Annotated in this window: 21 protein-coding genes and 1 pseudogene; 7 read left to right on the forward strand and 15 right to left on the reverse strand. The window is 68.6% G+C overall.

The window, feature by feature from the left end; genetic code table 11:
• Positions 1-10 precede the first annotated feature (10 nt).
• Positions 11-1,564 carry an acetolactate synthase large subunit gene (locus AC069I_RS20030; RefSeq protein WP_478226365.1) on the forward strand — a complete coding sequence of 518 codons (1,554 nt, stop codon included), beginning with the start codon at positions 11-13 and terminating at the stop codon, positions 1,562-1,564.
• Between the two features lie 48 nt (positions 1,565-1,612).
• On the opposite strand, the gene AC069I_RS20035 is transcribed toward AC069I_RS20030, so the two are convergent.
• The 5 genes from AC069I_RS20035 to AC069I_RS20055 form a co-directional block, all read right to left on the reverse strand.
• Positions 1,613-3,040, reverse strand: coding sequence for an MFS transporter (locus AC069I_RS20035; protein ID WP_478231909.1), 1,428 nt, complete (start codon positions 3,038-3,040; stop codon positions 1,613-1,615).
• Between the two features lie 57 nt (positions 3,041-3,097).
• Positions 3,098-3,577, reverse strand: coding sequence for a DUF3761 domain-containing protein (locus AC069I_RS20040; protein ID WP_478226363.1), 480 nt, complete (start codon positions 3,575-3,577; stop codon positions 3,098-3,100).
• Positions 3,578-3,650: 73 nt separating this feature from the next.
• Positions 3,651-4,403 (reverse strand): SDR family NAD(P)-dependent oxidoreductase, encoded by a 753-nt coding sequence (locus tag AC069I_RS20045; RefSeq protein WP_478266171.1) that lies wholly within the window; start codon positions 4,401-4,403, stop codon positions 3,651-3,653.
• Positions 4,404-4,412: 9 nt separating this feature from the next.
• Positions 4,413-5,300 (reverse strand): SRPBCC domain-containing protein, encoded by an 888-nt coding sequence (locus AC069I_RS20050; RefSeq protein WP_478266172.1) that lies wholly within the window; start codon positions 5,298-5,300, stop codon positions 4,413-4,415.
• Positions 5,293-5,850 carry an ArsR/SmtB family transcription factor gene (locus tag AC069I_RS20055; protein ID WP_478226360.1) on the reverse strand — a complete coding sequence of 186 codons (558 nt, stop codon included), beginning with the start codon at positions 5,848-5,850 and terminating at the stop codon, positions 5,293-5,295. Before AC069I_RS20055 ends, AC069I_RS20050 begins: the two co-directional genes overlap by 8 nt.
• A gap of 84 nt (positions 5,851-5,934) precedes the next feature.
• Between AC069I_RS20055 and AC069I_RS20060 the strand changes: the two are divergent.
• Positions 5,935-6,615, forward strand: a pseudogene (locus AC069I_RS20060) (sensor histidine kinase); the annotation flags it as partial.
• Here AC069I_RS20060 and AC069I_RS20065 read toward each other — a convergent pair.
• From AC069I_RS20065 to AC069I_RS20075, 3 genes are all read right to left on the reverse strand, one after another.
• Positions 6,541-7,176, reverse strand: coding sequence for a TauD/TfdA family dioxygenase (locus AC069I_RS20065; RefSeq protein WP_478266240.1), 636 nt, complete (start codon positions 7,174-7,176; stop codon positions 6,541-6,543). The pseudogene AC069I_RS20060 and the gene AC069I_RS20065 overlap by 75 nt on opposite strands.
• A 133-nt stretch (positions 7,177-7,309) precedes the next feature.
• The gene (locus AC069I_RS20070) at positions 7,310-9,481 is read right to left on the reverse strand and encodes a 3-hydroxyacyl-CoA dehydrogenase NAD-binding domain-containing protein (protein ID WP_478266173.1); all 2,172 of its coding nucleotides are present in this window, start codon (positions 9,479-9,481) and stop codon (positions 7,310-7,312) included.
• A gap of 10 nt (positions 9,482-9,491) precedes the next feature.
• On the reverse strand, positions 9,492-10,703 hold the full coding sequence (locus AC069I_RS20075; protein WP_478226358.1) for an acetyl-CoA C-acetyltransferase: 1,212 nt from the start codon (positions 10,701-10,703) through the stop codon (positions 9,492-9,494).
• Between the two features lie 157 nt (positions 10,704-10,860).
• Here AC069I_RS20075 and AC069I_RS20080 point away from each other — a divergent pair, with 157 nt between their 5' ends.
• The 5 genes from AC069I_RS20080 (at position 10,861) to AC069I_RS20100 (ending at position 17,221) form a co-directional block, all read left to right on the forward strand.
• Positions 10,861-12,045, forward strand: coding sequence for a TetR/AcrR family transcriptional regulator (locus tag AC069I_RS20080; RefSeq protein WP_478226357.1), 1,185 nt, complete (start codon positions 10,861-10,863; stop codon positions 12,043-12,045).
• 52 nt (positions 12,046-12,097) lie between these two features.
• A complete protein-coding gene (locus AC069I_RS20085; RefSeq protein WP_478226356.1) occupies positions 12,098-13,321 on the forward strand; it encodes a low temperature requirement protein A in 1,224 nt (407 codons plus the stop codon).
• A gap of 110 nt (positions 13,322-13,431) precedes the next feature.
• The gene (locus AC069I_RS20090; protein ID WP_478226415.1) at positions 13,432-14,727 is read left to right on the forward strand and encodes an acyl-CoA dehydrogenase family protein; all 1,296 of its coding nucleotides are present in this window, start codon (positions 13,432-13,434) and stop codon (positions 14,725-14,727) included.
• A 130-nt stretch (positions 14,728-14,857) separates the two neighbouring features.
• On the forward strand, positions 14,858-16,066 hold the full coding sequence (locus tag AC069I_RS20095; RefSeq protein ID WP_478226355.1) for an acyl-CoA dehydrogenase family protein: 1,209 nt from the start codon (positions 14,858-14,860) through the stop codon (positions 16,064-16,066).
• A 147-nt stretch (positions 16,067-16,213) separates the two neighbouring features.
• Complete coding sequence (locus AC069I_RS20100; RefSeq protein ID WP_478226354.1) at positions 16,214-17,221, forward strand: MASE1 domain-containing protein; 1,008 nt, start codon at positions 16,214-16,216, stop codon at positions 17,219-17,221.
• Here the strand turns inward: AC069I_RS20100 and AC069I_RS20105 are convergent.
• The 7 genes from AC069I_RS20105 to AC069I_RS20135 form a co-directional block, all read right to left on the reverse strand.
• Positions 17,185-18,240, reverse strand: a complete 1,056-nt coding sequence (locus AC069I_RS20105) for an alpha/beta fold hydrolase (protein WP_478226353.1) — start codon at positions 18,238-18,240, stop codon at positions 17,185-17,187. The genes AC069I_RS20100 and AC069I_RS20105 overlap by 37 nt on opposite strands.
• Before the next feature lie 117 nt (positions 18,241-18,357).
• Positions 18,358-19,221 (reverse strand): SDR family oxidoreductase, encoded by an 864-nt coding sequence (locus tag AC069I_RS20110; protein ID WP_478226352.1) that lies wholly within the window; start codon positions 19,219-19,221, stop codon positions 18,358-18,360.
• 85 nt (positions 19,222-19,306) lie between these two features.
• Complete coding sequence (locus tag AC069I_RS20115; protein WP_478226351.1) at positions 19,307-19,813, reverse strand: GNAT family N-acetyltransferase; 507 nt, start codon at positions 19,811-19,813, stop codon at positions 19,307-19,309.
• 9 nt (positions 19,814-19,822) lie between these two features.
• Positions 19,823-20,590 carry a type I methionyl aminopeptidase gene (map, locus tag AC069I_RS20120; RefSeq protein ID WP_478266174.1) on the reverse strand — a complete coding sequence of 256 codons (768 nt, stop codon included), beginning with the start codon at positions 20,588-20,590 and terminating at the stop codon, positions 19,823-19,825.
• A 43-nt stretch (positions 20,591-20,633) separates the two neighbouring features.
• Complete coding sequence (locus tag AC069I_RS20125; RefSeq protein ID WP_340683876.1) at positions 20,634-21,788, reverse strand: acyl-CoA dehydrogenase family protein; 1,155 nt, start codon at positions 21,786-21,788, stop codon at positions 20,634-20,636.
• Positions 21,785-23,770, reverse strand: coding sequence for an acetyl/propionyl/methylcrotonyl-CoA carboxylase subunit alpha (locus AC069I_RS20130; protein WP_478266175.1), 1,986 nt, complete (start codon positions 23,768-23,770; stop codon positions 21,785-21,787). Before AC069I_RS20130 ends, AC069I_RS20125 begins: the two co-directional genes overlap by 4 nt.
• Before the next feature lie 2 nt (positions 23,771-23,772).
• Positions 23,773-25,386 carry a carboxyl transferase domain-containing protein gene (locus tag AC069I_RS20135; RefSeq protein ID WP_478266176.1) on the reverse strand — a complete coding sequence of 538 codons (1,614 nt, stop codon included), beginning with the start codon at positions 25,384-25,386 and terminating at the stop codon, positions 23,773-23,775.
• Positions 25,387-25,511: the final 125 nt, after the last annotated feature.

Here is a 25,511-nt window from a genome sequence, read left to right on the forward strand (position 1 = left end):
AGTGAGTGAGATGAACGGCGCCCAGTCCCTGATCCGCACGCTCGTCGACAGCGGTGTCGACGTGTGCTTCTCGAATCCGGGCACCTCGGAGATGCACTTCGTGGCCGCGCTCGACTCCGTACCCGAGATGCGCGGTGTGCTCGGCCTCTTCGAAGGCGTCGTCACCGGTGCCGCGGACGGATACGCGCGGATCGCCGACAAGCCGGCGGCCACGCTGCTGCACCTCGGCCCCGGTCTCGGCAACGGGCTGGCGAACCTGCACAACGCGCGCCGCGCGCGCACCCCGATCGTCAACGTGATCGGCGATCACGCGACCTACCACAAGCAGTACGACGCCCCGCTCGAATCGGACATCGAGGCCGTCGCCGGTTCGCTCGAAGGCTGGGTCCGCCGCTCCGAGCACACGAAGGACGTCGGTGCCGACGCCGCCGCGGCGGTCGCGGCCTCCCAGGACGCCCCCGGCCAGGTGGCGACCCTGATCCTCCCCGCCGACGCGTCCTGGGGTGAGGGCGGCGAGACCTGCGCGCCCATCCCGCCACGGATCCCGCAGGTCGTCGACGCGACGACGGTGAAGAACATCGCCGAGGTGCTGGCCAGTGGTGAACCGGTCGCGCTGCTCGTCGGCGGCAGCGGCTGCCGAGAAGCCGGTCTGCGCGCGACCAGCCGGATCGCGGCCGCGACCGGCGTGAAGGCGTTCGTCGAGACCTTCCCCGCCCGGCTCGAACGCGGCGAAGGCCTGCCGACGATCGAGCGGCTGGGCTACCTCGCCGAGCAGGTCGCGTACCAGCTCGACGGGATCAAGCACGTGATCGTCGCCGGGACCAAGGCGCCTGTGTCGTTCTTCGCCTACCCCGGCAAGGCGAGCAACCTGGTTCCCGAAGGCGCGCAGGTCCATGTGCTGGCCGAAGTCGCGCAGGACGTGCCGCGAGCGCTGAACGACGTCGCCGACCTGGTCGCCGCCGAGACCGAGCCGGTGCTGCAGGAGTCCTCCCGGCCCGCGCTGCCGTCCGGGCCGTTGACGCCGCAGAACTGGGTCGACGTGATCGGCGCGCTGCTGCCGGAGCGCGCGATCATCGCGGACGAGGCGAACACCTCCGGTCTGCTGCTGCCCGCCGCGACCGCGGGCGCGCCCCGGCACGACGTGCTGACCCTGACCGGCGGCGCGATCGGCTACGGCATGCCCGTCGCGACCGGGGCGGCCGTCGCCGCGCCGGACCGGCCGGTGATCAACCTGCAGTCCGACGGCAGCGCGCTGTACACGATTTCGGCGCTGTGGACGCAGGCTCGGGAGAACCTCAACGTCACCACGGTCCTGCTGAACAACCGGGCGTACGCGATCCTGCGGCTGGAGCTGCAGCGGGTCGGCGCGGACGCCAACGGCCCGAAGGCGAACGAGCTGCTCGACCTCTCCCGCCCCGACATGGACTTCGTCAAGATCGCCGAGGGCATGGGCGTCCCGGCGACCCGGGCGACGACGGCGGAGGAGCTGGCCGAGCAGTTCCAGCGCGCGCTCGCCGAGCCGGGCCCGCACCTGATCGACGCGATCGTTCCGACGCTGTTCTGAGCGGAGCCGCCCCTGCGTGCGATGAGTCCCTTCATCGCACGCAGGGCGCTAGCGGACCGAAACGACCATCGGCTCGGGCTGACGTTGCTTCGGGACGAAAACGGTCAAGACGAGTCCTAGGAGCGCCGCACCGGCGGCGACCACGAAGCTCAGCCGGAACCCCGTCGCGGACGGGACGGAAACCCCGCCGATGGTGATCGCCAGCGACGCGAGCATGGTCGCCATCACCGCGCTGGACGTCGACGTGCCGACGGAGCGCATCAGCGAGTTCAACCCGTTCGCGGACGCGGTTTCGGTGACCGGGACCGAGCCCATGATCAGCGCCGGCATGGCCGCGTAGGCGATGCCCACGCCGCCGCCGATGATGATCGACGCCGTGATCAGCTCGAAGGCGTTGTCCATCAACACGGTCGCGAAGGCGTATCCGGCCGCGATGGTGGTGGCGCCGACCATCAGTGTCGTCCGTGGTCCGTAGCGCTCGATGAGCCTGGCCGAAACCGGCGACAGCATGAACATGACCAGGCCGTTCGGCGCGAGGCACAGCCCGGCCTGCACCATGGTCAGGCCGAGGCCGTAGCCGGTCGACGCGGGCGCCTGCAGCAGCTGCGGGAACGACAACGCCATCGAGTACAGCGCGAACCCGATCATGATCGACGCGAGGTTGGTGAACAGTACCGGCCGCCGCGCGGAGACCCGCAGGTCCACGAGCGGATCACGCCGCCGCAGCTGGTAGGCGCCCCAGACCAGCAGGATCACCACCGCGCTCCCCGCGAAGACGAGGGTGCGGCCGCTGCCCCAGCCCCATTCGCCGCCCTTGACGATCGGCAACAGCAGGCAGACCAGTCCGATCGTCAGCCCCAGCGCGCCGAGGTAGTCGAACGGCGCCGGTGTCTTCACCGGCGACTCCGGCACCACGAACAGGATCAGCAGGCCGCAGACGAGCCCGAGCCCCGCCGACGCCCAGAACAGGACGTGCCAGTCTGCGTTCTGCGCGACCAGCGCCGACACCGGGAGCCCGATGGCACCGCCGACGCCGAGCGTCGAACTCATCACCGAGATCGCGGCGCCGACCCGCTCCGGCGCGAGTTCGTCGCGCATGATGCTGATGCCCAGCGGGATCGCGCCCATGGCGCAGCCTTGCAACCCCCGGCCGAGGACCATCAGCGCGAGCGAACTGGTCAGCGCGGACACCACCGAACCGGCGACCAGGAAGCCCAGGCTGATCAGCAGCAACCGGCGTTTGCCGTAGAGGTCGCCGAGCCTTCCGCTCACCGGCATCACCACGGCTCCGGCGATCAGGGTCGCCGTGACCACCCACGACGCGTCCGACGGTGTCGCGTTGAGCAGCCGGGGAAACGCGGGGATGAGCGGGACGACGAGCGTCTGCATGAACGACGCCACCAGACCGCAGGTGGCGAGCACGACGACGAAGATCCGGGGCGAAGGTGCCCGTCCGACCGGTTTCACCCTGTGCATCCCATGATCCGACCTTACACAGCATCACCCTTCTCAGTGAATGGTTGACCGACGGGATCACAGCCAGGTGCGAACCCCACCATGGCCGGAACAGGTACCGCGGCGATTCTGGCTGTAGCTATAGGAACCGTCCTCGCAGAGGGCGGTCGCTCCGTCGGCCGCGCCGGGTCCGGCCGACGGCCGATGGACACAGACACCGTCGGTGTTGCGGTAGTAGTCGCTCCCGCACTCCGCCAGGTTCGGCACCTTCGCCGCCTGCGTGGTCTTCGGAGGTGTTTTCGTCGGTTTGGGCTCGACCTGCTTCGGCACCTCGACCGCGGCCGTGGTCGTCGGCACGAACTGCTGAGGCGTCGGCGGTGCCCAACTGCTGGTCGGCGTCGACGTTGTGGTCAGCGCTGTCGGGACTGTCGGCGTTGTCCGCACCGGGTCGCTCTGCGGCGTGACCCGCCCGGTGGGCACGGTCTCCACACCGCAGCCTCCGGCGACCAGAAGTCCGATCGCCAGTGCCATGCCCAGCTTCGTCGTTCTCTTCGGCATAACGACCTCCCCGGCACCTGATGGTGCCGCGTAGTCGGGAGATCGCCCGCCGGTGTTACCGCCGGCGAGAGGGTCAGTCGACCATCGAGCCGCAACTGATGTTCAACGCCGTCGCGGTCATGCTGCGCGCATGGTCCGACGCGGCGAAGGCGGCCACACGGGCGACGTCTTCGAGCGATGCCGTCCGCTTGAGCATCGTCGCGTCGACCATGTCACGGATGGCGTCGTCGAGGCCGGCGCCCGCCGGAATCGTCTCCGGGATCCCGCCGGTGCGCAGGGTCACGACACGGATGCCCTGCGGCCCGAGTTCGCACGCCAGCCCGCGCCGCAACGCCTCCATCGCGCTGAACGCGACCTGCAGCCCGCCGAGGTGGTACCCCGGCAGCGGGTCACCGTCGCCACCGAACATCAGGATCACCCCGGACCCCTGCCCGATCATGTGCCGGGCGGCGGCCCGTGCGGTGAGGAAGTTCGTCCGCACCGCCGTCCGGACCGGGCTTTCGAGGTCCTCCAACGACATCTCGACCAGTGGAGTGCCCTGGACGTCGTTGTGTGTGATCACGTTCATCGAGATGTCGACGCTGCCCGCCGAGGAAACCACCGAAGCGGCATGCTCGTCGATGGCGGCTTCGTCGAGAGCGTCGAATTCCGCGGTTTCGGCTTTCCCGCCCGCCTCCCGGATTTCGTCCGCGAGCGCGTCGAGCTTCTTCAAGGTGCGACCGGTGAGGTGGACGGTCGCGCCCTCCCTGGCGAATCCGCGGGCCACCGCGCTCCCGATTCCGCCCGCCGCCCCGTAGATGATCGCGTTCCTGCCTTCGAGCAACATCGCTTCCTCCTACTTGCCATCCAAGGTGATGAGTCCTTCGGGTGTTCCCTCCAGCTGGATGTCGACCCACAACGGGCGCCACGAGTGGACCTCGTGGAACCTGCGTAGTTCCGCCAACCCGCTGAGCCAGCCCATCCACATGCCGTACGGCGGTTTCTCGTCGGAGAATCCACTTTGGACGAAGGTCAGCTTCGTACCGCCGCCGGAGTCCTCGAGCTCCCAAGTGGCGACGACACCGTCCTGGTACGCGAGCGACATCTTCGAGTCGGGCACCAGGTCGACGATCTTCGCCGGGTCCGGATCCTTTTCCAGTGAACCCATCGCCCAACGTCCGCCGACGTGGGGCTCCGCCTCGATCCGGGCGCCGAACCAGCGCGTGAACACGGCGGGATCGGCGATCGAGGAGTAGACCTCACCTCGCGGCGCGTCGATCCGCACTTCTTCGCTCATCAGCGGGGAAGTGAGGTCACAGCGGGCGGTGAGCGGCCGTCCTTCGACGTGGTCGACGAGGTTCGCGACGGAAAGCGCCCAGAACGTGTGCATCATGCCGAGTGACGAGTCCGGATCGGCCAGCATCGCGGCGTAGTCCGGCAGACCGCTCTGACTGAACGACAAGGACGTCTCGTCCCCGTCTTCCGCCAGCGCGATCTCGACGACGGTCTCCGTCCCGTCGACGGTCCAGGCGAACCGCAGGACATTGTTCTCGGCCAGTAGCAGCCGCTGGCGCGGACGATCGCCTTCCGGCGTGTAGCGACCCCAGAACTCGTACCGGGACAGCAGGTCGACTTCCGCGTACTCGGAAAGCCACACGCGCAGTGCCCCGGGATCGGTCAGCGCGTGCCAGACCTCGTCGATCGGCGCGCGCAGGCGCACCTCGAACCTCGTCGGTTCAGTCACGGGCATCTCCCTTCGGGTAACAGGCCACGGCGAGCTTGAAGGCGTCGCCTTCCGCTCCGCCGTAGCGGGTGAACAGATCCTGCAAAGTCGTCTTCAGTTCGTCGAGGAACTCCTGGCGCCGCTCCGGCTCCACCCGGATCTCGCCGGCAACGCCGATCGACGGCAGCTCCGGCGCGGTCCTGTCGAGCGCGGCGACGTCCGCCTGGACCTCCTCCATGAGGTCCACCAAGTAGCCAAGGCTCAGCTCGTCCCGCGCCGCCCGCGGGCCCAGCCGTCCGACCAGTCCGGGTGACAACCAGTACGAACGGGCTGTCGCCTGATACACGCCCTCACTGACGGCGCGCACCTTCCGCTCCGACACCTGCTTCACGAGACCGGCTTCCACCAGTCGTTTCACGTGGTAGTAGACCCGCTGCGGAGTCTGATCCAGCACCGTCGCCACCTCGGTGCACGACCGCGGCTCCGCCAGCTGCCGCAGGACGTCCACCCGCTGCGGTTTCAGCAACGCCTCCGCCTGCTCCAACCGCTCCAGGTACTCCACGTCTCTCACAGCACCACGTCCTTGATCACAAAAATCAGTTTGAACGTAAAAATCTATTTTGTCAATCGCCCCGGTTCGCGCTACTCTCGTCGTGTGGCGATCCTGCGGCGGTACACGGCGGACATCGCGGTCACCGCGGCGGTGATCGCGGGTTCCGTCGTGGTCTCGCTCGGGGACGGCGCGGAAGCACCGCGCAACGCGGTCATCGGCTGGACCTGCGTGGCACTCGCCTGCGCCGCGCTGTTCCTGCGCCGCCGGTATCCACTCCCCGTCGCGATCTTCACCGCGGCCTGCTGCGCGATCCACTATCCGCAGACCGACCCCGACGGATTCGTGCTGCTCGCGTTCGCCTTCGCGCTGTACGACAACGCCTCGACCGGGCGGATCCGCAGCGCGGCGGTCGTCGCGGCGGCCTCGATGGGCGGCGTCGTGATCGGCGAGGCACAGGCCGGCGCCGTACGGCAGGTGGACGACTTCGCGTTCCTGCTGATGACGGGCTGGTTCATCGCGCTCGTCGCGGTCGGCGCGCTGACGTACTACCGCCGCGAAGCCGAACGCACCAAGGAGACCGAGGCACGGCGGAGGGCCACGGACGAGCGGCTCCGGATCGCGCGCGAACCGCACGACGTCCTCGGCCACAACCTGGCGCTCATCAACGTCCAGGCGGGCGCGGCCCTGCACGGCAAGGATCCGGCGAAATCAGAGGAGGCACTGACCACGATCAAACAGACCAGCAAGGAGGCGTTGCGTGAACTCCGCGCCACATTGGGCATGCTGCGACAGGTGGACACGCCCAGCCTGGCCAGGGTCGCCGAGCTCGCCGAATCGGCGGGCTTCACGGAACGCCCGGGTGTAGGTGACGCCGCCCGCGAAGCGCTCCCGCAGGTCCTCCGGCAGCAGGCGGTACATCGCGCGGCTGTCGGCGATCGGCGTCGCGCCGCCGGTTTCGGCCGCGGTGTCGCACAGGAAGAACAGGCGGGCGGGCCAGCGCGCCGAGTACGAGTTCTCGTTGTGCATCGGGATCGACTCGGCAGGCGGGTACTCCGTCGAGGTGTAGATGTTGCCCGAGACCGCCGACCGCGGCGTCGACCGTTCCGTGTACGTCAGCAGCGAGCCGCCGATCTCCTCCGTGACCTGGTTGAACACCGCCAGATCGGCAGGCATCCCGCGCAGCAGGATCGCGCCGTGCTCGCGCAGCCGGCCCTGCAGCACTTCGCGATGCGCGCGCACCCAGTCCAGACCCGTGGCCGCGTACACGGTGATCTCCGTGTGTTCGTTGCCACCTCCTCGAAGCTGGGCCCCGAGGAATCCCGACCCGGAACATTGGGCACCCATCGGCACAGACCCCCAGCCTCCTGGGTATTGGCTCCCTCAGCTGAACCGCAAGAAGAAGTAGCAAGAGCGTCGCAGTACGAAACCGGCCCGTTCCTGGCGAATTTCGCAAGGAACGGGCCGTTCACGAAGCGGCTTATTCGTAGATCTCGCCCTTCGCGGCCTTCTCGACCAGCGAAGCGGGCGGGGTGAAGTGGTCGCCGTAGCGTTCCGCCAGCTCACGAGCCCGGTCGACGAAGCCCTGCAGGCCACCCTCGTACTGGTTGATGTACTGGATGACACCACCGGTCCACGCCGGGAAACCGATACCGAAGATCGAGCCGATGTTGGCGTCGGCGACGGTGGTGAGCACGCCCTCGTCGAAGCACTTCACGGTCTCGAGCGCCTCGGCGAACAGCATGCGCTCCTTGAGGTCCTCGAAGGGAACCTCGGCGGTGCCCGACTTGAACGCGTCACGCAGGCCCGGCCAGAGACCGGCCCGCTTGCCGTCTTCGTCGTAGTCGTAGAAGCCCGAACCGGTGGAACGGCCCTTGCGGTCGAATTCCTCCACCATCCGGTCGATGACGCCCTCGGACGCGTGCGCGTTCCAGGTGCCGCCGGCGGCCTCGATCGCTTCGCGGGTCTCCTTGCGGATCTTGCGCGGCAGCGTCAGGGTCAGCTCGTCCATCAGCTGCAGCGGCGGGGCCGGGTACCCGGCCTGGGCGCCGGCCTGCTCGATCGACGCCGGCTCGACACCCTCGCCCAGCGCGGCGACGGCCTCGTTGAGGAACGTGCCGATGACGCGCGAGGTGAAGAAGCCGCGGCTGTCGTTGACGACGATCGGGGTCTTCTTGATCTGCAGCGTGTAGTCGAAGACCTTCGCCAGCGTGGCGGGCGAGGTCTTCTCACCGCAGATGATCTCGACCAGCGGCATCTTGTCCACCGGCGAGAAGAAGTGGATCCCGATGAAGTCCTCGCTCCGCTGGACACCTTCGGCGAGCGCGGTGATCGGCAGGGTCGAGGTGTTGGAGCCGAGCACGGCGTCGGGGTTGACGACGCCCTCGATCTCCTGGAACACCTTGTGCTTCAGCTCGACGCTCTCGAAGACGGCCTCGATCACGAAGTCGACGCCGGCGAAGTCCTCCGCCTTGTCGGTCGGCTTGATCTTGGCGAGCAGCGCGTCGGACTTCTCCTGCGTGGTCTTGCCGCGGGAGAGCGCCTTCTCCTCCAGCTTGACCGCGTAGCCCTTGCCCTTTTCGGCGCCTTCGAGGGTGACGTCCTTGAGCACGACGTCGATGCCGGCCTTCGCCGAGACGTACGCGATCGCGGCACCCATCATGCCCGCGCCTACAACGCCGACCTTCTTGGCGGTGTACTTCTCGAAGCCTTCCGGACGCGAGCCGCCGGAGTTGATGCTCTGCAGGTCGAAGAAGAACGCCTTCGTCATGTTCTTCGAGACCTGGCCGGTGGCGAGGTGCACGAAGTAGCGGGTCTCGACGGTGATCGCGGTGTCGAAGTCGACCTGCGAACCCTCGATGGCCGCGGCCAGGATCGCCCGCGGAGCCGGCATGTTCGCGCCCTTGATCTGCTTGCGCAGGTTCGCCGGGAACGCGGGCAGGTTCGCCGCGAAGCTCGGGTTCGACGGGGTACCGCCCGGGATCTTGTAGCCCTTGACGTCCCACGGCTGCACGCCGCCTTCGGGGTTGGCCTTGATCCACGCCTTCGCGGCCGGGACCAGCTCCTCGACGGTGCCGACGAGCTCGTTCACGAGGCCGAGCTCCTTCGCCTTGGCGGGGCGGTGCCGCTGGCCCTGCAGCAGCACGTTCAGCAGCGCGCTCTGGATGCCCAGCAGGCGCACGGTGCGGACGATGCCGCCGCCGCCGGGGAGCAGGCCGAGGGTGACCTCGGGAAGGCCGATCTGGCTGCCCTTGACGTCGGCCGCGATGCGGTGGTGCGTCGCGAGCGCCAGTTCGAGACCGCCGCCGAGCGCGGCGCCGTTGATGGCGGCCACGACCGGCTTGCCCAGCTGCTCGAGCCGTCGCATCTGGCCCTTCATCAGGGCGCTGCTCTCGGTGATCTCGGCGGCGTGCTCCGGCTTGGCCTGGATCAGGTCGTTGAGGTCGCCACCGGCGAAGAAGGTCTTCTTGGCCGAGGTGAGGACGACACCGGTGATGCTGTCCTTCTCCGCCTCCAGGCGGTCCACGACCACGCCGAGCGACTCGCGGAAGTCGGCGTTCATCGTGTTGGCGGACTGCTTCGGGTCGTCCAGGGTGAGCACGACGATGCCGTCGGCGTCCTGCTCCCAGCGGATGGTCTTCGCTTCAGTCATTGTCTCTTCCTCAGACCCGCTCGATGATGGTCGCGACGCCCATGCCGCCGCCGATGCACAGGGTGACCAGGGCGCGGCGCGCCTGGCGGCGCTCCAGCTCGTCGACGACGGTGCCGACCAGCATCGCGCCGGTGGCGCCCAGCGGGTGCCCCATCGCGATGGCGCCGCCGTTGACGTTGACCTTCTCCTCGTCGAGGTGCAGGTCCTTGATCCACTTGAGGACGACCGAGGCGAAGGCCTCGTTCAGCTCCCACAGGTCGATGTCGTCCGGGGTGAGGCCGGCGATCTTGAGGACCTTCTCGGTGGCCGGGGTCGGGCCGGTGAGCATGATCGTGGGCTCGGAGCCGACGGTCGCGGTCGCCACGATGCGGGCGCGCGGGGTCAGGCCGAAGTCCTTGCCGATCTGCTCGTTGCCGACCAGCACCACCGCGGCGCCGTCGACGATGCCGGACGAGTTGCCACCGGTGTGGACGTGGTTGATCTTCTCGACCGAGTGGTACTTCTGGAGCGCGACGGCGTCGAAGCCGCCCAGCTCGCCGATGCCTGCGAAGGCGGGCTTGAGCTTGCCGAGGCCCTCGATGGTGCTGCCGGGACGACGGTGCTCGTCGTGGTCGAGGATCGTGACGCCGTTGATGTCCTTCACCGGGACGACGGACTTCGCGAAGTAGCCGCCGGACCAGGCCGCTTCGGCCCTTTCCTGCGAACGCACGGCCCACGCGTCGACGTCCTCTCGGGAGAAGCCCTCGATGGTCGCGATCAGGTCGGCGCCGGTGCCCTGCGGGACGATGTAGTTGTCGTACGCGGTGGCCGGGTCCATGAACAGCGCGCCGCCGTCGGAGCCCATCGGCACGCGCGACATCGACTCGACACCACCGGCGATGATCAGCTGGTCCCAGCCGGAACGCACCTTCTGCGCGGCGGTGTTGGTGGCTTCGAGGCCGGAGGCGCAGAAGCGGTTCAGCTGGACGCCGGCGACCGACTCGGGAAGACCCGCGTTCAGCGCGGCGGTTCGCGCGATCACGGCGCCCTGCTCGCCGACCGGGGACACCACGCCGAGGACGATGTCGTCGATCACGGCGGGGTCGAGGTTCGGGTGCCGGACCTTCAGTTCCTCGATGAGGCCGACCACGAGATCGACCGGCTTGGTGCCGTGGAGGGCACCGCCCTTGTTCTTGCCGCGAGGCGTACGGATCGCCTCGTAGATGTAGGCCTCGCTACTCACAGAAAAACTCCTCCGCAGTACGGCGCTGTATCAGGGATGGACACAGCCGGGTCGTACCGGCCGGTAGCCATGCTAATGGTCATTAACATAAACCGCGATAACCCCAAGGTGTCAATGGGTTGCGATGCACGCAACCGGCGCTATCGTGTGTTCACCCATGGATCACCCGACCGAGCGTTCAGCCCGACCGCGCGACCGCAAGGCCCAGCTGGCAGGCCTCGCCGCGGAGCTGTTTCGCGCCCGCGGGTTCCACGGCGTCGGCATCAACGACATCGCCGCCGCGGCCGGGATCACCGGGCCCGCGCTGTACCGGCATTTCTCGGACAAGCAGGCGGTGCTGTCCTACGTCGTGCTGTCCGGCATCGACGACATGGAGACGGCCACCACCGAGACGCTCGCGGACGTCGACCTTCCCGTTCCCGCCCAGGTCAACGCCCTGTTGGGCACCCTCGCGGCGCAGGCGGTGGAGCGGCGCGAGGTCGCCGCGCTGTGGCGCTGGGAGGGCAGACACCTGCCGCGGGAGGAACGGCGCGAGATCCGCCGCCGGTCGGGCGCGGTGCTCGAAGCGTGGTCGAAGGCACTGCTCGCGTTGCGGCCCGAACTGACCGCCGACGACGCCGAGCTGCTGTGCTGGGCGGGGCTGAGCGTGTTCGGCAGCGTCTCCGTGCATCACACGTCCGTGGCGAAGAAACGCTTCGCGCAGATCCTGGTGCAGCTGGCGGAGTCGGTGCTGCATGTCACACTTCCCGAACCCTCGGAGCCGCCGGAAGAGACGCCGTCGATGGCACTCGGCGAACCGTCCCGCCGCGAGCAGATCCTCGCGGCCGCGACGGAGCTGTTCGGCCGACGCGGCTTCCGTTCGGTGAGCATGGAGGAGATCGGCGCGGCCGCCGGGATCGCCGGGCCGAGCGTGTACCGGCACTTCCCCAGCAAGGCCGCGCTGATGGTGGCGATCGGGCACCGAGCTGCCGACCGGCTGGCGCTCGCCGCGGAACGCGCGTTGCGGACCGGCGACGAACGCGACGCGCTGCGCAGGCTCGCGGCGTCCTATGTGCACACCTTGCTGCACACGCCCGAACTGCTGGTGTCGTTCTCCGGCAGCCCCATGGAACTGCCGGAACGCGACAAGGCGGACCTGATCCGGGTCCAGCGAGACTACGTCGCGCGCTGGATCGCGCTGGCGTCGGAGGTCCGGCCGGAACTGAGCCTGCGCGAAGTGAAGATCACCGTGCACGCGGCGCTGACCATCGCGAACGACCTCGCGCGCACCCGGCGCGTCAACGGCCGCCCGAATATCGAGGCCGAGCTGACGACGTTGATGCACGCCGTCCTCGGGGTCTGAAAGTCCGCTTTGGGCAAACTCGCGTGTCCCGCAAAGGAGTGAAGGGCACGATATGCGCGTGCCCACGAAACGCGGCCTGCATCTGGTGACCCGGGAAGAAGACCACAAGGTCACCACGCTGGAGCTCTTCTTCGATCTGGTCTTCGTCTACGCCATCACCCAGACCACGCAGCTGATGGCCGATCACCTCACCCCGCTCGGCATCGGACAGGGCGTCGCGATGATCGCCGTGCTGTGGTGGTGCTGGTGCGCCTACGCCTGGCTGGCCAACACCCTGCACGTCGACCGCGGCATCGCCCAGCTGGCGATGTTCGCCGCGATGGGGACGATGTTCCTGGTCTCACTGACCATCCCGGAGGCGTTCACCGACCTGCCCGGCGGCCTGTACGCGCCGCTGATGTTCGTCGGCTGCTACTTCCTCGTCCGGCTGCTGCATCTGACCGCGTACTTCGGCGCCGCGCGGACCGACCCCGAGCTGCGCAAGACCGTCTTGAAGATGTTCGTCGGCCTGCTGCCGAGCGTCGCACTGCTGACTGTCGCCGCGTTCTTCTCCGGCTGGGCGCAGCTCGGCATCTGGGCCGTCGCGATGCTGGCCGACTACGTCAACGTCTTCCGGACCCGTTCCTCGGACTGGCGGCTGCACCAGCCCGGCCACTTCGCCGAGCGGTTCGGGCTGATCGTGATCATCGCGCTCGGCGAGTCGATCGTGGCGATCGGCATCGGGATCAGCTCGTACCCGATGTCCTGGCCGATCACGCTGGCCGCCGTCTTCGGGCTCACGCTGGCTTCGGCGATGTGGTGGATGTACTTCGCCGTCGTCGCGCACGTGTCCGAGCACAACCTGAAGCGCGCGGAGGGCGTGGAGCGGGTACGGATCGGAACCGATACGTACACCTTCCTGCACCTCCCGCTCATCGCCGGGATCGTGCTCGTGGCGCTGGGGCTGAAGAAGTCGCTGCTTTACGTGTCCGACACCGAGCACCACAGCCTCGCCGACGGCCTCCACGGAACCCCGATCTGGGCGCTGACCGGCGGGCTCGCGCTGTATCTCATCGCGTTGAGCGGGCTGCGGCGCCGGAACCTGGGCTCGTGGAACGTGCGGCGACTGGTACTCGCGGTGGTCCTGCTGGCCGCGACTCCGCTGCTGGAACTGGTGCCGGCGATCGCGCTCGTCGGCATCGTCGCGCTGGCGGCGGTGGGTCTCGTGGTCGTCGAGAGGCGCAAGATCGTGAGTAATCCTGGCCTGCCCGGCCTCCCGGATCACTCACCGGCGTGACGTTCGCCTCCCCCATGGTGGCGCATCAGCCCAAGGCGAGTTAACCTACTCACGAGTAGGTAAGCGAGGCAGGGAGACTCACCGTGGGTGCGCCTAGGAAACGAGACGCGATGGGCCTTGGCCTGTCCGCGCTCACCCGGCTGGCCGGGAGCAAGGTCATTGAACGGGCCGGACTTCGGAAGCCCGTGCAGAACCTGGTCAGTGCCGGGACGCGCAACGGCTTCCGGGTCGCGGGCGCGGCGGGACGGACCTTCAAATCCGCCCAGAAGCTCGGCAAGCCCGCGCGGCTCGCGCCTGCCGAGGACACCGGGCTGTTCGACCTCACCCCGAGTGAGGACCAGCAGCTCATCGTCGAGACCGTGACGGAGTTCGCGGCCGAACAGTTGCGGCCCGCCGCGTCCGACGCCGACGCGAAGCTCCATGCGCCCGAGGGCCTGTTGAGCCGTGCCGCCGAACTCGGCATCACGCTCGTCGGCATCCCGGAGGAGCTGGGCGGGGTCGGCACCGAACGGTCGGTCGTCACGAACGCGCTGGTCGCCGAGGCCCTCGCGCACGGCGACCTGGGTCTCGCGGTCGCGGTGCTCGCGCCGTCCGCGGTCAGCACCGCGCTGGTGTCCTACGGCGACGAGCAGCAACAGGCGGACTACCTGCCCGCGTTCGTCGGCGAGAACGTCCCGGCCGCGGCGCTCGCGTTGCAGGAGCGCACCGCGCTGTTCGACCCGTTCAAGCCCGCGACCAAGGCCCGCCGCACGCCGAAGGGCTACCAGCTCGACGGTGTGAAGTCGCTGGTCCCGAGGGCCGCCGACGCCGAGCTGTTCATCGTGTCGGCCGACCTGGAAGGCCGCGGCCCGGCGCTGTTCCTCGTCGAGTCGTCGAACTCCGGTGTCACCATCGAAAACGAACCGGCGATGGGCCTGCGCGGCGCGGCGACCGGGAAGCTGCACCTGGAGAAGGTCGCCCTTCCGGCCGGTGCGCTGCTCGGCGGCGGCAAGGCCGAGGTCTTCACCGAGGTCGTCCGGCTCTCGCGGCTCGGCTGGGCCGCGCTGGCCGCCGGTACCGCGAAGGCCGTCCTCGACTACGTGGTGCCGTACGTCAACGAGCGCAAGGCGTTCGGCGAACCGGTGAGCCACCGGCAGGCCGTCGCGTTCTCGGTGGCCGACATCGCCATCGAGCTGGAAGGGTTGCGGCTGGTCACGCTCCGCGCCGCTTCCCGCGCCGAACAGGGCAAGCCGTACGCCCGCGAGGTCGCGCTGGCCCGGAAACTGGCCGCCGACAAGGGGATGCAGATCGGCAGCGCCGGGGTGCAGCTCCTCGGCGGGCACGGGTTCGTCAAGGAACACCCGGTCGAACGCTGGTACCGCGACCTCCGTGCGATCGGCGTGATGGAAGGCGCCGTCCTTCTTTAGGTCGTGCCCTGCAAGTCATGTCCGCGGTCTTCGCGCCCAGGCGGCCACTGACGGCACCAGAAACCACCTGGATCACGAAGCCCACCGAACGGACTCACAGGACACGACCCAGGACTTTCGAAAGGCAGTCATGATCAACCTTGAGGTTCCGAAGAAGGCCGGTACCCTGATCAACCAGGCGTACCAGGCCGCGGCCGAGGTGTTCCGGCCGATCTCGCGCAAGTACGACCGCGCCGAGCACACCTATCCGGCCGAACTCGACATGTTCGCCGCGCTGCTGGACGGGCTGAACTCCTCCGGCGAGGGCGGTGCGGGCGCGGCGGGTGTCCGCCGGTCCGAGAAGAACGAGAAACCGGGCAACCGCAACGGTTCCAACCTCAACATCGTGCTCGGCACGATCGAGATGTGCTGGGGCGACGTCGGTCTGCTGCTGTCCATGCCGCGCCAGGGGCTCGGCAACGCCGCCATCGGCTCGGTCGCCACGGATGAACAGCTCAAGAAGTTCTCCGGGCTGTGGGCCGCGATGGCGATCACCGAGCCGGACTGCGGCTCGGACTCCGCCGCGATCACCGCGACCGCGCGGCTGGACGGCGACGAGTACGTGCTCAACGGGGAGAAGATCTTCGTGACCGCGGGCGAGCGCGCCGACGCGGTCGTCGTCTGGGCCACGCTGGACAAGACGAAGGGCCGCGCGGCGATCAAGTCGTTCGTCGTCGAGAAGGGCACACCCGGCTTCGAGGTGGTGCGCGTCGAGCACAAGCTCGGCATCCGTGCCTCCGACACCGCCGTGCTGCGGTTCGAGAACGTCCGCGTGCCCAAGGAGAACCTCCTCGGCACGCCGGAGATCGACACCGCCAAGGGTTTCGCCGGGGTCATGCAGACCTTCGACAACACCCGCCCGCTGGTCGCCGCCATGGCCATCGGTGTCGCCCGCGCGGCGCTGGAAGAGACCCGGAAGATCCTCACCGACGCCGGGGTGACCATCGACTACGACAAGCCCGTCCACAGCCAGCACGCCGCCGCCGCGACGTTCCTGCAGCTGGAGGCGGACTACGAATCGGCGTACCTGCTGACCATGGAATCGGCGTGGATGGCCGACAACCGCAAGCCGAACTCGTTGCAGGCCTCGATGGCCAAGGCGAAGGCCGGCCGGTCGGTCGTCGAGATCACGCTGAAATGCGTCGAGCTGGCCGGAACCTTCGGCTACACCGAGGAATCGCTGCTGGAGAAGTGGAGCCGGGACGCGAAGATCCTGGACATCTTCGAAGGCACGCAACAGATCCAGCAGCTGATCGTGGCGCGCCGGATCCTGGGCAAGACGTCGGCGGAGCTCAAGTAAGGCGTGGGGCTCGTGAGTGGTAAGGACGGTTAGAACCGTCCTTACCACTCACGAGCCCGTTTATTTCCACCATTTCGACAACACCTCCGCGGCCGCCGGACAGGGGTACTCTCCTAGCTTCCTCAGCCAGCGAAGGCCGGAGTCGTGATGAGACCGCTTTCCCCCGCCGCACGCTGGTGTCTCATCGTCCTCGGCGTCACGATCTGCTACTTCGCCACCGCCCGGATCGGGATCCAGTGGGCGATCGTGCGGGGACAGATCTCGCCCCTGTGGCCGGCCGCCGGTGTCGCGCTGGCGGTGCCGATGCTCCTGGGGCCCCGGTTCTGGCCGGGCATCTTCCTCGGCGCCCTCCTGACGAACATCGCCCTCGGTCCTTCGCTGGGCACGGTCCTGGCGATCTCCGCGGGCAACACGATCGGCCCGATGCTGGCGTACGCGGTCATGCGGCGGCTGGGTTTCCGCAACGAGCTCGACCGGCTTCCCGACGCCGTCCTCCTGGTGGCGGTCGGAGCGATCGGGGGCACGGCCTTCAGCGCCGCACTGGGCACCGGCGTGCTGATCGTCGGCGGCGCGCTGAGCCCCGGCGACTTCTGGGCGACCGCGCTCGTGTGGTGGACCGGCGACGCGATGGGCGTCCTGACGATCACGCCGTTGCTGCTTCTAGCGCCGAGGTTCCGTCTGCCCAGGCGGGTTCCGCTCCTCCGCTGGGGCGAGGCGGCGACGCTCGCGCTCTTCGCCGTCGGCACGTCGATCCTCGCGTCCACGACGACGGCGAAGCTGTTCCTGGTCTTCCCCGTGCTCGTGTGGGCGGCGCTGCGCTTCCGGCAGGCCGGGGCGCTGCTGTGCTCCTTGTGCGTCTGCACCGTCACGATCATCGCCGCCATACGCGGGCTCGGTCCTTACGGCTCCTACGAACTGGCCGCCCGGATGCTGCACGTCCAGGCCTTCGACGCCACCGTCGGCCTCACCGCGCTCGTGTTGTCCACGGTCGTCCTGCAACGCGACCGCGCGACGGCCGAGATCGCCGACGCCTGGCGCCAGATCACCGAGATGGTGGACATGATCGCGCCACGCCAGTCCCTGCGCAGCGCCATCACCCAGCGCACCGAAGACGAGGCTCAAGCGGCCTGTTCGTCGAGGAAACGGTCGAGGTAGCGCCACGTGGTCCCGCGGGCCTTCCGGCCGGTGAGGACGCCGAGGTGCCCACCGGGCGCGGTCTCGAAGGTCACCGACGGCGAGTTGTCCAGCAGCTCGGTGAGCCGTTCGACGGCCGCGCGCGGCGCGATCGTGTCGTTCTGCCCGGCGATGACCAGCGTCGGCACCTTGACCCCGGACAGCGCGATGATGCGGCCGTTGAGGTCGACCGTGCCCTCGGCGAGGTCGTTGGCGCGGAAGAACCGGTGGTAGATCTGGCCGAACGTACGCCCGGGGTAGGCGATCATGTTGTCCATGAAGTGGTCGACGGCCTCGATCTGCGCCAGGTAGTCCCGGTCGTCGAGATTCTTCAGGATGGCAAGGGGTTTGGTGATCTCCTTGCTGATCCCGGTCGCCCGGAAGACGCGGCTGACCAAATAGGACGGTGCGCCGCCGAGCGCCCGGTAGAACGGGGTCAGCAGGTGGCCGCCGGTGAGGTCGACCAGCGGGCGGAACGGGGCGATCAGCGGGATCGCGGTGAAATCGAACGGCGACGCGATGGTGGCGATCGACTCGATCGGCAGATCGGGCTGGTCGGCGGTGGTCAGCAACGAGAAGATCCCGCCGAGGCACCACGCGACGACGTGCACGCCCTGGCCACCGGAGTCCTCGCTGACCTTGCGGATCGCGCGCGGGAGCACCTCCTCGATCCAGTGCTCGATGCCGAGGCGCCGGTCGGAGAAGGCGACGTTCCCGTAGTCGACCAGGTACGTGTTGCGGCCGCCCTCGACCAGGTGCTCGGCGAGGCTGCACCCGCGGCGCAGGTCGAAGCACAGCGCGGGCGCGGCCAGCGGCGGCACCAGCAGCACCGGCGGGCCCGACTGGGGGCTCTTGCCGTTCGTCAGCCGGTACAGCGAACGATTCGGGCCCTGGTCGATCAGGACGCGCGGCACCGGGCGAAGATCGGCGACACCACCGTGCAGCACCTTCCCGACGACGTTCGACGCGGCGGCGGCGAGCCGTGCCGGGGGTGTGGCCATGGTGTGCCTCCTGGGGAATCAACGCGGTAAGACGTAATCTTGCCGCCTGGGAGCGCACGACTCAACACCCCGGCCGCCACAGGTCGTCCATTTCGGACAGTGGCTAGGCCGTACGAGTTAAGAATCGGTGCCCTTTTCCGCCCCTGGAGCACTCCGCGCGGCACGCGATTCGTACTCCGCGCGAGCACTGGAATGCGTTGCGGAGGAAAGAATCTTGTCGCCGCCGAGCGCGCGAAGCAGGCCTTCGCCGAGGCGGCGCGGAAGCAGCCGTGTGATCCTGCCCATGGCGTCCAGCGACGCGGGCACGAAGACGTCGAACTTGGGACGGCGTAACGCATCGACAATGGCCTGCGCCACATCTTCCGGCTGCACCGATTTGAAGAACTTCGCCTCGCCGAGCCCGCTGGCCAGTTCCGTGCGCACCACCGCGGGCATCACGCAGGACACCAGCACGCCCGTGCCGTGCAATTCCAGATGCACCGATTCCGACAGGCCGACGACGGCGTGTTTCGTGGCGCAGTAGGTGGCGGCGCCGGGGAAGCCCGCCTTTCCCGCCATCGAAGCGATGTTGACGATGTGGCCGGTGCCACGCGGGCGCATCCGCTTCACGGCTTCCCTGGTGCCGTGGATGACCGCGTGCAGGTTGATCTCGAGCAGCCTGCGGGTCGCCGCGTCGTCCTCTTCGTCGAGCGGTGCGAGCGGCATGATGCCCGCGTTGTTGATCAGCACGTCGATCGGGCCGACGCGCCGCTCGACCTCGTCGAGGAACTCGGTGAAGCCGCGCGTGTCGGTGACGTCGAGCGGCAGCGCCTCCGCGCCCAGTTCGGCCGCGGTCTTCTCGGCGAGGACCTGGTCCAGGTCGCCGATGACCACCTTGGCGCCGAGCCGGGACAGCGCCGTCGCGGTGCTGGCCCCGATGCCCTGCGCCGCTCCGGTGATCACGACGACCTTGCCTGCCAGGGAACGTTCACGCTTGGCCATGCTGGGCTCCTCCGCGGCTTCGCTGTCCGGGCACTGTTGGCGTTGTGTCAACTATGGTGCACCCGAAGCCGGGACGACGCCAGTCCTACGGACGCTGCTCGAACACCTGCCCGATCCAGCCCTTGACGTCGAAGCGCTCCGTCGGCTTGAAGCCCTGGCTCTCGTAATAGCGCTGCAGGTCGCCGTCGCCGCCCGCCCAGCAATCGACCCGCACCAGGCCGATACCGCGTTCCCGCGCCTCGGCCAGCGCGAACTCGATGAGCCGCGAGCCGACCCGGTGACCGGTGAACCGGCGCGAGGTCAGCAGCAAGCCGATGTAGATCTCCGGTTCGTCGACCGGCGAGACATGCGGGAAACGGTCACCGAGGATGATCGCACCGGCCACTTGGCCGTCGATCTCGGCGAGGTACAGCCCCGGCCCGTCCGCCATTCCTCGGACCCGCTCGACCCTCTTCGGGATCGTGGACCACGGCTCGGCCCCCCACTGCCCTTCGCTGCCGCGCGAGGCCAGCCACGCGACGACCTCGTCGAACATGTCCAGCAACGTTTGGAAGTCCCCAGAACCACCCTGGCGGATGATGAAGTCGCTCATCCTCCCGTTCTACAACATCGTGAGCACGCGCGGGCCTTCTGTGGTGATCGCTACCGTGTGCTCGACGTGCGCGGCCCTGGCGCCGCGCACAGTGCGCAGCGTCCAGCCGTCGTCCTCGATCCGGTAGCCGTCGCGGCCGTCGGCGATGAACATCGGCTCGATCGCCAGCACCAGCCCCGGCTTGAGCCGCATGCCGCGCCCCGCCTTGCCTTCGTTCGGCAGATGCGGATCCTCGTGCATGCTGCGGCCGATCCCGTGCCCGCCATGGTGAGCGAGGAGGCCGTACCCGGCTTCGCGACCGACCGCGCCGACGGCATGGGAAATATCGCCCATCCTGCCGCCCGCCAACGCGGCGGCGATCCCCGCGGCCAGCGCGCGTTCGGTGGTCGCGATGAGTTCGAGGTCGGCGGGATCGGCCTCGCCGACGACGTAACTGATCGCCGCGTCGCCGTGCCAGCCGTCGATGTAGGCGCCGGCGTCGATGCTGACCAGGTCGCCGTCACTCAGCCGGTGGTCCGACGGGATGCCGTGGACCACGGCGTCGTTGACGCTCGCGCAGATCACGGCGGGAAACGGCGCCGGGGCGGAATGCGGCTGGTAGTGGAGGAACGACGGCTTCGCGCCACCGTCCCGGATCACCTGCGCGGCGATCTCGTCCAGTTCTTTCAGGCTCACGCCGATCGCCGACGCCTCTTTCACGGTGTGCAACGTCTGCGCCACGACACGGCCGGACTCGCGCATGGCGTCCAGCTCGGCGGCGGATTTCAGCTCGACCATGCAGATAACTATACCGGTATAGTTATCTGCATGGTCAAGGGTGTCAGGCGACGCCGAGGTGCCGCGCGATCAGCATCCGCTGCACCTCCGAGGTCCCTTCACCGATCTCGAGGATCTTCGCGTCCCGGTAGAAACGGCTCACCGGGAACTCGTTCATGAAGCCGTACCCGCCGAAGATCTGCGTCGCGTCGCGCGAGTTGTCCATGGCGGCGTTCGACGCGACGAGCTTCGCGATCGACGCCTCCTTCTTGAACGGCTCGCCGCGCAGCATCTTCGACGCCGCCGCGTAGTACGCCAGCCGTGCGGTGTGCGTGCGCACCTCCATGTCGGCGATCTTGAACTGGATCGCCTGGTACTCACCGATCTTGTGCCCGAACGCCTCGCGTTCCTTGACGTAGGTCAGGCATTCGTCGACGCAACCCTGCGCGAGCCCGACGCTCAGCGCGGCGATCGCGACCCGGCCTTCGTCCAAAATGGACAGGAACTGGGCGTAACCGCGGCCCCGTTCGCCGACCAGGTTCTCGGCCGGAACGCGGACATCGTCGAACGAGAGCTCGTGCGTGTCCGAGCAGTTCCAGCCGACCTTGGAGTACTTCGGCGCGACGGCGAAACCCGGGGTGCCGGACGGGACGATGATCGCCGAGATCTCCTTGCGCCCGTTCTCCTTCACGTCGGTGACGGCGGTGACCGTGACCAGTTTCGTGATGTCGGTGCCGGAGTTGGTGATGAAAGACTTACTGCCGTTGATCACCCAGGTGTCGCCGTCGAGTTTCGCGCGCGTGCGGGTGGCACCGGCGTCCGAGCCGCCGCCGGGCTCGGTGAGCCCGAAGGCGCCGAGCGCGGTGCCGGCGCACAGCTCCGGAAGCCACTTCTGTTTCTGCTCCTCGGTGCCGAACCGGTAGATCGGCATGGCGCCCAGGGAAACACCCGCCTCGACGGTGATCGCGACCGAGGAATCGACGCGCGCCAATTCCTCCAGGGTCAGGCAGAGCGCGAAGTAGTCGCCGCCCATGCCGCCGTATTCCTCGGGGAAGGGCAGGCCGAACAGTCCCATCTCGGCCATCTTCGCGACGATCTCGTACGGGAACTCCTCCCGCTCGTAGAGGTCGCCAATGACCGGGGCGACCTCGGAGCGCGCGAACTCCTCGACCGTCTTGCGCAGCGCCTCGTACTCGTCATCCAGCCGAAAGTCGATCATCGCTCATCCTTTTGGGGTGTCACAACGGCTACCGTCTCGTCCAGCGCGACCTGTTGGCCCGCCCGGACGGGGAGTTCGCTGACCACGCCGTCGATCGGCGCGGTGATCGTGTGCTCCATCTTCATCGCCTCGACGACCACGAGCGGCGTCCCGGCACTCACGACGTCACCGGCGGCGGCCTTGACCACCAGCACGGTTCCGGGCATCGGGCTGGTGACCGGTCCGGCGCCGCCCGCGGCACCGGCCGCCGAGCGCAGCCTCTCGCGCTCGCCGATCGCGAAGCTGTGACCGTCACGCGCGAGCCACACCGTCCGCCCGCTCCCGGCCGCGTGCCGATAGCGGTGGAAACCGGTGGGATGCCGGACTTCCAGCAGATCACCCTCGTGTCGCGCGGAAACCCGTACCGGCTCGGCGCCGTCGACGCTCACGAGCGCGTTCGCCGGAGTGCCCTGCACCCGCACGACGACTTCGGAACTTCCCGACTTCAACGCGAAGTCGATCCCGCCGGATCCGCCGAGCCGCCAGCCGTCCGGCACGTCCCAAGGATCGATGACGGCTCCCCGCGGTTGCAGGGAAAGCAGCCTGTCGAGCGCCGCCGCCACGAAGAACTCCGGCGGCACCTCCTCGGAGACCAAAGTGGACAGTCGCCGGTCGACGAGTCCGGTGTCGAGCTTGCCGTCGCGGACGTCGCCGTCGGCGAGGAGCCCGCGCAGGAAGGCGACGTTGGTGCCGACGCCGAGCAGCGCGGTGTCCGCGAGCGCCAGATCGAGCCGGTGCAACGCGGCCGCGCGATCCGGGCCCCAGGCGATGACCTTGGCCAGCATCGGGTCGTAGTTCGAGCCGATGACCGCGCCCTCGCTCATCCACGAGTCGACGCGCACGCCCTCGCCGGACGGCTCGTGGACCGCGAGCACGGTTCCCCCCGTCGGGATGAAGCCGCGAGCGGGGTCTTCGGCGTAGACACGGGCTTCGACGGCGTGGCCGTCCAGCCGGACGTCGTCCTGCGCCACGGTGAGCACGTCCCCCGCGGCGATCTTGACCTGCCACTCCACGAGATCCAGCCCGGTGACCAGCTCGGTCACCGGATGCTCGACCTGGAGGCGGGTGTTCATCTCCATGAAGAAGAACTCGTCGGGCGCGGTGGCCGAAACGATGAACTCGACCGTCCCCGCGCCGACGTAACCCACCGAGCGCGCGGCCTCGACCGCGGACGCGCCCATCTTCGCGCGCGTGGCTTCGTCGAGGAGCACCGACGGCGCCTCTTCGATGATCTTCTGGTGCCGCCGCTGAAGACTGCACTCGCGCTCGCCGAGGTGGATCACGTTGCCGTGCGTGTCGGCGAGCACCTGGATCTCGATATGGCGCGGCGTGGTGACGAACCGCTCCATGAGCAGGGTGTCGTCACCGAAGGAACCCTTGGCCTCACGGCGCGCGGACTCGACCGCCGCGTCCAATTCGGAAAGTTCGGTGACCAGCCGCATACCCTTGCCACCACCACCGGCGGACGGCTTGAGCAGCAGCGGGAAGCCGACCTTTTCCGCGGCGGCCGCGAACCCGCCTTCGGGAATGTCCACATCGGACGCACCGGGCACCACCGGGACACCGGCCTTGGACACCGTCGCCTTGGCGCGGATCTTGTCACCCATGGCGTCGATGGCCTCGACCGGCGGGCCGATGAAGACCAGGCCGGCGTCGGCGCAGGCACGCGCGAATTCCGCGTTCTCCGCGAGGAAGCCGTAACCGGGGTGGACCGCCTGCGCGCCCGTGTCGACCGCCGCCTGGACGATGGCCGGGATGGACAGGTAACTCTTCGCCGCTTCGGCCGGGCCGATGCGGACGGCGGTGTGCGCCTCCCGGACGTGCCGGGCGTCGGCGTCCGCGTCGCTGTACACCGCGACCGAACGGATACCGAGCCCCCGCAGCGAGCGGATCACGCGGACGGCGATCTCGCCGCGGTTGGCGACCAGAACCGTGTCGAACATGCTCACATCCTGAAGACGCCGTAGTTGACATCGGACAAGGGCGCGTTGGCCGTCGCGGACAGCGCGAGGCCGAGCACCGTGCGGGTGTCCGCCGGGTCGATCACACCGTCGTCCCACAGCCGCGCCGTCGAGTAGTACGGGCTGCCCTGCGCCTCGTACTGGTCTCGGATCGGCTCCTTGAAGGCCTCTTCGTCCTCTGTGGACCATTCGCCGCCGCGAGCCTCGATGGCGTCCCGGCGGACCGTCGAAAGCACCGACGCCGCCTGCTCGCCACCCATCACGGAGATCCGCGCGTTCGGCCACATCCACAGGAACCGCGGCGAGTACGCGCGGCCGCACATCGAATAGTTGCCCGCGCCGAACGAGCCGCCGATGACGACGGTCAGCTTCGGCACGCGCGCGCAGGCCACCGCGGTGACCATCTTCGCGCCGTGCTTGGCGATGCCGCCCGCCTCGTAGGCCTTGCCGACCATGAAACCGGTGATGTTCTGGAGGAACAGCAGCGGGATCGAGCGTTTGTCGCACAGTTCGATGAAGTGCGCGCCCTTCATCGCGGACTCGGCGAACAGCACGCCGTTGTTCGCGATGATGCCGACGGGGTGGCCGTGGATCCGGGCGAACCCGGTGACCAGCGTCGAGCCGTACTCCTTCTTGAACTCGCCGAACCGGCTGCCGTCGACGATCCGGGCGATGACCTCGCGGACGTCGTAGGGCACGCGCGGGTCGGTCGGGACGACGCCGTACAACTCGTTCGGGTCGGCGACCGGAGCCTCCGTCGGGAGGACGTCCCAAGGACGCGGCGTCCGCGGCCCCAAAGTCGACACGATCGAGCGAACGATGCGCAACGCGTCGGCGTCGTCCTCGGCCAGGTGGTCGGTGACGCCGGACTGACGCGAATGGACGTCGCCGCCGCCGAGCTCCTCCGCCGTGACGACCTCGCCTGTCGCGGCCTTCACCAGCGGCGGGCCGCCGAGGAAGATGGTGCCCTGGTTCCGCACGATGACCGCTTCGTCGCTCATGGCCGGGACGTACGCGCCGCCGGCGGTGCAGGACCCGAGCACCGCGGCGATCTGGGGAATGCCGCGCGCCGACATCGTGGCCTGGTTGTAGAAGATCCGGCCGAAGTGCTCACGATCCGGGAAGACCTCGTCCTGCCTGGGCAGAAACGCGCCGCCGGAGTCGACCAGGTAGACGCACGGCAGGTTGTTGTGCAGCGCGACCTCCTGCGCGCGCAGGTGTTTCTTGACCGTCATCGGGTAGTAGGTGCCGCCCTTGACCGTCGCGTCGTTGGCGACGATCACGCATTCGCGGCCGGAGACCCGCCCGATTCCGGTGATGATCCCGGCCGAGGGCGCCTCGTCGTCGTACAGTCCGGTAGCGGCCAGCGGGGACAACTCCAGGAACGGCGAACCCGGGTCGAGGAGGGTGTCGACCCGGTCGCGTGGCAGGAGTTTGCCCCGCTCGACGTGGCGGGTGCGGGATCTCTCCGGGCCCCCGAGCCGGGCCGCGGCGAGCCGCTTGCGCAGGTCCTCGACCAGCTCGGCGTGGGAGGTGACGCTGCGGGCGTACTCGTCGCTGCCCGGATCGGCAGAAGTGCTCAGTACGGGTGTGTCCATGGCTCCTCGTCGCCAAGTTAGCCGTCGTTAACTCGCTCGCCCAGGTTAACGCCCACTAACCCGCTCTGTCCACCGCATCCCTCGAAGCGCGTGAAGGCCCCCTTCCCCTTGGCTGAGCCGAGGGG

Source organism: Amycolatopsis sp. NPDC043885 (assembly GCF_056435685.1).